The organism is Mesorhizobium waimense (assembly GCF_003601975.1).
In the GTDB taxonomy this organism is placed as follows: domain Bacteria; phylum Pseudomonadota; class Alphaproteobacteria; order Rhizobiales; family Rhizobiaceae; genus Mesorhizobium; species Mesorhizobium waimense.
This window is the reverse complement of sequence record NZ_QZWZ01000274.1, coordinates 1-254: the sequence shown is the minus strand read 5'-3', so window position 1 is coordinate 254 and position 254 is coordinate 1. Positions and strand designations below refer to the sequence as shown.

1 pseudogene is annotated in these 254 nt (G+C 54.3%); it reads left to right on the top strand.

The features are described from left to right. Positions 1-97, top strand: a pseudogene (locus D3227_RS40980) (IS5/IS1182 family transposase); the annotation flags it as partial. Positions 98-254: the final 157 nt, after the last annotated feature.

The following is a 254-nucleotide window of genomic DNA, read 5'->3' as shown; positions in this document are numbered from 1 at the left end:
GCTGGCAAAGGACTTCGAGCGATCAATCGAATCCGCACAGGCGTGGATCTACATCGCAAACATTCGCATGCTCACCCGAAGGCTCGCAAGGGCATGAAAACACGACGGTCATTCTGATTCAGACACTTAGCACTACTTTGGCAGTTTAGGTTTGACGGCGTCTGCGAGCAGCTTCTCACAGTGAGGACATCTGCGGCGTGGCGGCCGCGTGAAGAGGTCAAGAATGGCTTGTCTAACAGCTGGCATGCTCGGTT